This is a genomic window from Mesorhizobium sp. B1-1-5, assembly GCF_006443065.1.
GTDB lineage: Bacteria > Pseudomonadota > Alphaproteobacteria > Rhizobiales > Rhizobiaceae > Mesorhizobium.
The window spans coordinates 1-8,765 of record NZ_VFWS01000169.1; the positions used below are offsets into that span (position 1 = coordinate 1).

At 63.5% G+C, this 8,765-nt stretch carries 7 protein-coding genes; 5 read left to right on the forward strand and 2 right to left on the reverse strand.

Translation table 11 applies throughout. The features are described 5' to 3' along the window. The first annotated feature begins 197 nt into the window (after positions 1 to 197). The gene (locus FJ980_RS28100) at positions 198 to 2,624 is read left to right on the forward strand and encodes an FAD-dependent oxidoreductase (protein WP_140546915.1); all 2,427 of its coding nucleotides are present in this window, start codon (positions 198 to 200) and stop codon (positions 2,622 to 2,624) included. Positions 2,625 to 2,709: 85 nt separating this feature from the next. Here FJ980_RS28100 and FJ980_RS28105 read toward each other — a convergent pair whose 3' ends face one another. Then, positions 2,710 to 3,102 carry a DoxX family protein gene (locus tag FJ980_RS28105; RefSeq protein ID WP_140546916.1) on the reverse strand — a complete coding sequence of 131 codons (393 nt, stop codon included), beginning with the start codon at positions 3,100 to 3,102 and terminating at the stop codon, positions 2,710 to 2,712. A gap of 196 nt (positions 3,103 to 3,298) precedes the next feature. Here FJ980_RS28105 and FJ980_RS28110 point away from each other — a divergent pair, with 196 nt between their 5' ends. Beyond that, positions 3,299 to 3,787: a hypothetical protein gene (locus tag FJ980_RS28110; RefSeq protein WP_140546917.1), complete on the forward strand. Its 489-nt coding sequence runs from the start codon at positions 3,299 to 3,301 to the stop codon at positions 3,785 to 3,787. A gap of 28 nt (positions 3,788 to 3,815) precedes the next feature. On the opposite strand, the gene FJ980_RS28115 is transcribed toward FJ980_RS28110, so the two are convergent. Further along, positions 3,816 to 4,592, reverse strand: coding sequence for a VOC family protein (locus tag FJ980_RS28115; protein WP_140546918.1), 777 nt, complete (start codon positions 4,590 to 4,592; stop codon positions 3,816 to 3,818). A gap of 493 nt (positions 4,593 to 5,085) precedes the next feature. Between FJ980_RS28115 and FJ980_RS28120 the strand changes: the two genes are divergently transcribed. The 3 genes from FJ980_RS28120 (at position 5,086) to preA (ending at position 8,615) form a co-directional block, all read left to right on the forward strand. Next, positions 5,086 to 5,820: a gamma-glutamylcyclotransferase gene (locus FJ980_RS28120; protein WP_140546919.1), complete on the forward strand. Its 735-nt coding sequence runs from the start codon at positions 5,086 to 5,088 to the stop codon at positions 5,818 to 5,820. A gap of 114 nt (positions 5,821 to 5,934) precedes the next feature. After that, on the forward strand, positions 5,935 to 7,299 hold the full coding sequence (locus FJ980_RS28125) for an NAD(P)-dependent oxidoreductase (RefSeq protein ID WP_140546920.1): 1,365 nt from the start codon (positions 5,935 to 5,937) through the stop codon (positions 7,297 to 7,299). Between the two features lie 2 nt (positions 7,300 to 7,301). Then, positions 7,302 to 8,615: an NAD-dependent dihydropyrimidine dehydrogenase subunit PreA gene (preA, locus tag FJ980_RS28130; RefSeq protein WP_140546921.1), complete on the forward strand. Its 1,314-nt coding sequence runs from the start codon at positions 7,302 to 7,304 to the stop codon at positions 8,613 to 8,615. The last annotated feature ends 150 nt before the right edge of the window (positions 8,616 to 8,765 follow it).

The window sequence follows — 8,765 nt, forward strand, 5'->3', positions numbered from 1 at the left end:
CATCTCCCCCTCAAGGGGGGAGATTGGCTGTCACATCTGCCTTCGCCAATCGCCGACCTGGATCAATCGGCGGCGAGGTCCCCACTGCTGATCTCCCCCCTTGAGGGGGAGATGGCCGGCAGGCCAGAGGGGGGTGCCTCGCGCTGCCTTTCTGATTCAGTTCATCTCCCCAACTCCCTGATGTCAGAGAAAAACCCATGAAGTCGCATGCAAAGGTCGTGGTCATCGGCGGCGGTGTCGTCGGATGCTCGGTGCTGTTCCATCTTGCCCGCCATGGCTGGACAGATGTCGTGCTTCTGGAGCGCGACGAGCTGACGTCCGGCTCGACCTGGCATGCGGCCGGCGGCATGCACACCATCAACGGCGACCCCAACGTCGCCAAGCTGCAGAAATACACGATCTCGCTCTACAAGGAGATCGAGGAGCTTTCGGGACAGGCCACCGGCGTGCACCTCACGGGCGGTGTGCTTCTGGCGGCGACCGAAGCGCGGCTCGACTGGCTGCGCGGCGTGGTGTCCAAGGGCCGCTATCTCGGCATCGACCTCGAGGTGATCTCGGCCAAAGAAGCGGCGGAATTGATGCCGCTCATCGATCCCAGCCAGTTTGTCGGCGCCGTGCGCAACAAGGAGGACGGCCATCTCGACCCGTCCGGCGTGACGCATGCCTATGCCAAGGCGGCGCGGAAACTGGGGGCCGAGGTGGAGCGCTTCACCAAGGTCGAGGACATCGTGCGCCGTCCCGACGGGCTGTGGCGCGTCATCACCAACAAGGGCGATATCGTTGCCGAGCACGTCGTCAATGCCGGCGGTCTGTGGGCGCGCGAGGTCGGCCGCATGGTCGGGCTCGAACTGCCGGTTCTGGCCATGGAGCACATGTACCTGATCACCGAGGACATGCCGGAGGTCGCCGACTGGAACAAGAAGACCGGCACCGAGATAATCCATGCCGTCGACTTCGACGGCGAGCTCTATCTGCGCCAGGAACGCGGCGGCATGCTGATGGGCACTTACGAGAAGGCCAACAAGGTCTGGTCGGAATTTTCCACACCCTGGAATTTCGGCCATGAGCTTTTGGAGCCGGACATCGACCGCATCGCGCCGTCGCTCGAAGTCGGCTTCCGCCATTTCCCGGCCTTCCAGAAGACCGGCATCAAGCAGATCATCAATGGCCCCTTCACCTTCGCGCCGGACGGCAATCCGCTGGTCGGTCCGGTGCGCGGCCTGCCCGGCTTCTGGGTCGCCTGCGGTGTCATGGCCGGTTTCAGCCAGGGCGGCGGCGTGGGGCTCGCGCTTTCCAACTGGATGATCGAGGGCGATCCGGGCGCCGACATCTGGGCTATGGACGTGGCGCGCTATGGCGACTGGGCGACTATGGCCTATACCAACGCCAAGGTGCGCGAGAATTATTCGCGTCGTTTCTCGATCCGCTTCCCGAATGAGGAACTGCCGGCCGGGCGGCCGCTGAAGACGACGCCGGTCTATGACACGCTGTCGGCCAAGGGCGCGCAATGGGGCGTGTCCTATGGGCTCGAAGTGCCGCTCTGGTATGCGCCGGAAGGCGTCAAGGACGAGTTTTCCTGGCGGCGCTCGACCGACTTCGACCATGTTGCAAAGGAAGTCGCGGCGGTACGCGACGGCGTCGGCCTGTCGGAGATCTCGAACTTCGCCAAATACAAGGTGACGGGCGAGGGCGCGGCCGCTTGGCTCGACCGCATGCTTGCCTGCAGGCTGCCAAAGCGCGGCCGCATGACCCTGGCGCCGATGCTGAAGGAAGACGGCAGGCTGATCGGCGATTTCACTTTAGCCAACATCGACGACGGCGAATGGTTCATCGCCGGCTCCGGCATCGCCGAGCAGTACCACATGCGCTGGTTCGAGGCGCATCTGCCGAACGACGGCTCGGTGCAAATCGAGGCGCTGGGCCAAAAGCTCGCGGGTCTCGCCATCGCCGGGCCGAAGGCGAGGGAGGTGCTCGCCAAAGTGACCCGCGCCGATGTCTCCAACGCGGCGTTCCCTTTCATGGCGGTTGCGCGGATGGATATCGGCATGGCGCCGTGCCTGGTCGGACGCGTCAGCTACACCGGCGATCTCGGCTACGAGATATGGGTGGCGCCCGAATATCAGCGCGCCGCATACGAGGCGCTGCTGGCCGCGGGCGAAGCGTCAGGCATCAGCCTATTCGGCTCGCGCGCGCTCAATGCGCTGAGGCTCGAGAAGAACTACGGCTCATGGGCGCGCGAGTACCGGCCGATCTATGGGCCGCTTGAGGCCGGGCTCGACCGCTTCGTCGCCTATGGCAAGGACGCCGATTTCATCGGCAAGGAGGCAGCCCTTGCCGAGCGCAAAGAGGGCGGCAAGCTCAGGCTGCGCGCCTTCATCGTCGAGGCCACCGATGCCGATGTGATCGGCGACGAGGCGATCTGGCACGGCGGCGTCGTGCGCGGCTGGGTCACCTCGGGCGGCTATGCGCATCACTCGAAGAAATCGGTCGCTATGGGCTATGTGCCCAAGGAGATCGCCGACAGACCGGACGGTTTCGAGATCGAGATCCTCGGCAAGCGCCATGCGGCGCGCATCCAGGCGGCGCCGCTGTTCGACGCCAATTTCGAGCGGATGCGCGGCTAGAGCAATTCCAGGAAAAATGCGAGGCGGTTTTCCGTCCGGAATTGCGTCAAAACAAAAAGCCTCTAGGCGCGCACCCTTCGATGCTTCAGGCGCTGCGGCGGTTATCCAGCGCGAAGGCGCCGGCCCCGGCGAAGATCAGATAGAAGAAGATGAAGCAGAAGGAGATCGCCGAGTCGCCGCCGTTGTTGACGGGGAAGAAGTCGCGCGGCATGTGCGCCATGAAATAGGCGATCGCCATTTCGCCGGCCAGGAGGAATGCGACCGGGCGGGTGAAGAGGCCGAGCGCCAGCAGGATGCCGCCAGCGAATTCGAGAATGCCGGCAGCCGTCGTCAGCCCAGTGAGGACGTGCGGCTCGGCACTGACGGGGAAGTTGAACAGTTTCTGCGAGCCGTGTTCGACGAACTGCAAGGCGGTCATGATGCGCAACACACCCAGCGCCTGCGGGCTGTACTGAGCTAGGCTTTCGAAAAGCTTCATCTAAAACTCCATTTTACCCCGATCGGGCCTTAGATTATCGCCCGGCGACGGACCACTCACATCCCATGGCCTGCCATCAACAATCGGTGAGTGGAAATGGTTTCAATTCCCATATTTCTTCTCTCTATGGTTGCATATCTATCCTTATGGTTGTATCACCAGGGGTGACGCATCAAACCAGACAGGTCCCTTAACCATGAGAAAAGTCGTCATCAGCCTTTTGGCAATCCTTGCGGGCACCAGCTTCGCCGCAGCCGCGGATACCGGCTGCGACGCCTTCAAATGGCCGGTTGAACGTGAGCAGGCCCTGTTTCCGGCCGCACCCGCCGCCCAATCCGGCGCCACCCTGACGGTCGGCCAAGCGGTGGATTTCTCGCTCGCGGCTGTCGACGCGGTCAGCTTTGAAGTGCCGCCTGACCGTGCACCGAAAGCCGGCACCTTCGGCGCGACGGCAAATGTGACCGTGCCGCCTGAAGGCGAGTTGCAGTTCAGCCTGTCCGACGAGGCCTGGATCGATGTCGTGCAGGATGGCAAGATCGTGAAATCGGCGGCTTTCAGCGGCGTGAAGACCTGCCCGGGCATTCGCAAGAGCTTGCGTTTCAAGCTCCAGGGCGGAGCGGCCGTCGTCCAGCTCAGCGGCGCCAGGCAGGCCGATCTGAAGCTGGCGGTGCTGACGCCGGAATGATCCGGCGCCAGCCCATCCAACAGTGCTGTTACCGCACCGGCGCCAGCAAAGCGAAATGCGCGCCTTGCGGGTCTTGGCACTGGATGATCCACTGGCCGCTCGGCACGTCCATCGGACCCATGATGACCTTGCCGCCATTGTCGGTGACGCGTTTGGCGGCGGCGTCGATGGCGTCGACGTTGAAATAGAACTGCCAGACGGGAACCGGGATCTGCGGTGGCTTGTTCATGATGCCGCCGCCGGATTCGGGGCCGGCGCCAAAAGTCTGGTAGATACCCATCTCGCCCATGTCGAACTGGCCGGCGCTCTCCCAGCCGAACTGGCTGGAATAGAAATCGAAGGCGGCTTTCCAGTCCGATGTGTAGAGCTCATGCCAACCGACATGGCCGGGCGTGGTCGCCGGCACCGGCGGCTGCTCGGCCTGATTGGGCTGCAGGAACATGAATGAAGCCCCTTGCGGGTCCGCGACGACCGCGAAGCGGCCGACGCCCGGAATGTCGTCCGGTGCACGGTGGACGGCACCGCCGGCGTCCTTGAGCGCTTGCGTCGAAGCGTCGACATCCTTGGCGTAGATGTAACCCATCCAGGCTGGCGGCATGCCCATCTTGGCTGGCTCTTCCGGCATCGTCATCAGCCCGCCGACGCCTCGCACGCTGGAATTCACGACGATGTAGCGGGGCATGCCGGGCGCCTTGTCGAAGGGCTCGGCCCGCCAGCCGACAACGGCGGTGTAGAAAGCCTCGGCGGCGTCGAGGTCGGTGGTCATCAACTCGTACCAGAAGAAAGGTTGCGGGGATTTCGGCATGATCGGTCTCCTCACGGGTTCAGGCAGCGATCGTTTGTTCGATCCATCCTAAGGTATGTTGATATTCAGGTGATGCTGGCCTGCAAGCAAACGCCGGTTTCCTGCGCTTCCGGTGCTCACGTACCTAAGTACGCTCCGCTCCGGCCTTCGCCGGCCGAAGCCCTCACAAGCGTCTCCGCTCTATGAAGGCTACGGCCGGCGTAGGCCGGTTCTCGAAAACCGCCGTTTTCGGCGCGGCCTGACCTGAATCTCAACACACCTTAGGACGATCCTGACGACAGAAATCCGACATCTGGGTCAAAATTCGAGGACGGCAAGCGACTTGAAGCGCGTCGCGCTGAAACGCATTAAGGCGGCGGGCTTTAAGTCTTTGTCTTGATGCATGTCGTTGTCCCAGAACCGCTGCACATTTCTGGGCGACATGCATTAGGCCCATGATCTTGCGTATCCAGCGCTTTTCGACTTTGCTGCCCTCAAAGAGGGGGCTGTCTTCATGCGTCGAATGTCGCTCACGCCTGAGCTCGTGGCCTTGTGCCATCGCGACGAGGTCGATCCTGGTCCCGATGGCAGCTGGACACAGCTAAGCGATGATGATTTCCGGTCGCTCGCCACGCGCCTGTCCGGCGAAGCCGACGACGGTCCGCTGTGGGTGTTCGCCTATGGCTCGCTGATCTGGAAGCCGGCCTTCGAGTCGGTCGAGCAGCAGCGCGCGGCCGCGCATGGCTGGCACCGCTCGTTCTGCCTCGAGATAAAGCGCTGGCGCGGCAGCCGCGAGCAGCCTGGATTGATGATGGCGCTCGAACGGGGCGGGCGCTGCGACGGCGTCATCTATCGTTTGCCGGATGGCGAGAAACCAGCCCAGATCGAGAGATTGCTGCGGCGTGAAATCGACGACCACGAGTCAGTCAGCTCGGTCCGGTGGGTTCCGGTGCGCACCGTGCAGGGTCGGCTGCGGGCGCTGGGCTTCTGGGTCGGCGTGACCGGCAAGGGCACTTCGCTCGGGCAGCCGCTGGAAAGCGTAGCAAAGATACTGGCACGCGCCTGCGGCCATGTCGGCTCGGGTGCCGAATACCTGTACAATACCGTCAGCCACCTCGAGACCTTCGGCATCCATGACCGCAATCTGTGGCGGCTGCAGGAACTGGTGGCGGACGAGATATGGTCAATCCATGGCCACAGGATCACAAGCCATGACACAGCAGAGTTTACTGAGCCGGCTATAACATGACTATGTTTATCATGTTTTTGTGCAAGCAATACAGTGGCTTGGCCGAAAATTGACCAATTGATAAAAAAATAAAACGTGCTAGCCTTCCCCAAAACGACAACAAGGGGAACTGGAATGGCGACTGGTCATTTCATCGAAGGCATTGCCGGCGGCCGGCTGTCTTCCGAGCAATATGCCGACAATTTTTCCGACCTGCATCCGCCGCTCGATCATCACGAGGCGCTGGTCGAGTCCGATCGCTGCTATTTCTGCTACGACGCGCCGTGCATGAACGCGTGCCCGACCTCGATCGACATCCCGCTGTTCATCCGGCAGATCGCCACTGGCAATCCTCTGGGCTCGGCCAAGACGATCTTCGACCAGAACATCCTGGGCGGCATGTGCGCCCGCGTCTGCCCGACCGAGACGCTGTGCGAAGAGGTCTGCGTGCGCGAGGTCGCCGAAGGCAAGCCGGTGCAGATCGGCCGGCTGCAGCGCTACGCCACCGATGTCGCCATGAGCGAGGACAAACAGTTCTACAAGCGCGCCGAACCGACCGGGAAGAGCATCGCCGTGGTCGGCGCCGGCCCGGCGGGGCTGGCGGCGGCGCATCGGCTTGCCCGCCACGGCCATGATGTGACGATCCTCGAGGCGCGGCCGAAGGCCGGCGGGCTCAACGAATACGGCATCGCCGCCTATAAGAGCGTCGACGATTTCGCCCAGGCGGAAGTGGACTATGTCACCGCGATCGGCGGTATCGACATCCAGAACGGCAAGGCGCTCGGCCGCGACTTCCAGCTTGCGGACCTGATCCGCAACTACGATGCGGTGTTCCTCGGCATGGGACTTGGCGGCGTCAACGCGCTGCGCGCCGAAGGCGAGGACGCCGACGGCGTCGCCAATGCCGTCGAGTTCATCTCGGAATTGCGGCAGGCGAGCGATCTTTCCGGCCTGCCGGTCGGCCGGCGCGTCGTCGTCCTCGGCGGCGGCATGACGGCGATCGACGCCGCGGTGCAGTCGAAGCTGCTCGGCGCGGAAGAAGTGACGATCTGCTACCGGCGCGGCCAGGAGCACATGAATGCTTCGGAGTTCGAGCAGGATCTGGCCGCCGCCAACGGCGTCACCATCCGCCATTGGCTGCAGCCCAAGCGCGTCATTGCCGAAAACGGCAAGGTGTCGGCCATCGAGCTCGAATACACCGCCCTGAGCGGCGACAAGCTTATCGGCACCGGCGAGACGCTGCGGCTCAACGCAGACCAGGTGTTCAAGGCGATCGGCCAGAGCTTCGTGCCGGCGCATCTCAACGGCAGTGCGGAACAGATCGAGCTCGAAGGCGGCCGCATCAAGGTCGACGCCGAAGGCCGCACCTCGCTGGGCAAGGTCTGGGCCGGCGGCGACTGCATTTTCGGCGGCGACGATTTGACTGTCTCGGCGGTGGCGCAGGGGCGCGACGCGGCCGAGAGCATCCACCGGGCACTGGCCTCTAACGGGAGGGCATGAGCATGGCAGACATCCGCAACAATTTCGTCGGCATCAAATCGCCCAATCCGTTCTGGCTGGCCTCGGCGCCGCCCACCGACAAGGCCTACAACGTCGAGCGCGCCTTCAAGGCCGGCTGGGGCGGCGTGGTCTGGAAGACGCTGGGCGAAGAAGGCCCGCCGGTCGTCAACGTCAACGGCCCGCGTTATGGCGCGATCTGGGGCGCCGACCGTCGCCTGCTGGGCTTGAACAACATCGAGCTGATCACGGACCGCGACCTGCAGACCAATCTGCGCGAGATGAAGCAGGTGAAGATGAACTGGCCGGATCGGGCGTTGATCGCCTCGATCATGGTGCCTTGCGTGGAGGAGAGCTGGAAGGCGATCCTGCCGCTGGTCGAGGAGACCGGCGCCGACGGCATCGAGCTCAATTTCGGCTGCCCGCACGGCATGAGCGAGCGCGGCATGGGTTCGGCCGTCGGCCAGGTGCCGGAATATATCGAAATGGTCGTGCGCTGGTGCAAGCAGTACACGCGCATGCCGGTCATCACCAAGCTGACGCCCAACATCACCGACATCCGCAAGCCGGCCCGGGCGGCGCATGCCGGCGGCACCGATGCCGTGTCGCTGATCAATACCATCAACTCGATCACCGGCGTCGATCTCGACAATTTCGCGCCGCAGCCGACCATCGACGGCAAGGGCTCGCATGGCGGCTATTGCGGTCCGGCGGTGAAGCCGATCGCCATGAATATGGTGGCCGAGATCGCCCGCGATCCGGAAACGCATGGTCTGCCGATCTCCGGCATCGGCGGCATCACCACCTGGCGCGATGCCGCCGAATTCATGGCGCTCGGCGCCGGCAACGTGCAGGTCTGCACGGCGGCGATGACCTATGGCTTCAAGATCGTGCAGGAGATGATCGCGGGGCTGGAGAACTGGATGGACGAGAAGGGCCACGCCTCGCTCTCCGACATCATCGGCCGCGCCACGCCCAACGTCACCGACTGGCAGTATCTCAACCTCAACTATGTCGCCAAGGCGCATATCGACCAGGATGCCTGCATCAAATGCGGCCGCTGCCACATCGCCTGCGAGGACACCTCGCACCAGGCGATCACCAGCATGGTCGATGGTGTGAGGCATTTCGAAGTGATCGAGGCTGAATGCGTCGGCTGCAATCTCTGCGTCAATGTCTGTCCGGTCGAAGGCTGCATCACCATGCAGCCGCTGGCCGCCGGCGTGCTCGACCAGCGCACCGGCTTGCCGGTGTCGCCGATCTACGCCAACTGGACGACGCACCCCAATAATCCGATGGCCAAGGTGGCCGCGGAGTAGGGTTGGTTGCTCGCCCCACGTAGTGGGCTACGCTATGCACCCATCTTCTGTGACTGGCGCGACCGATCAGGCCGAGGCTTGATTGCCACGTGGTTCCCCCAATCCGTCGCTGCTTCGCAGCGCCACCTTTCCCCCCTCCGGAGGGAAAGG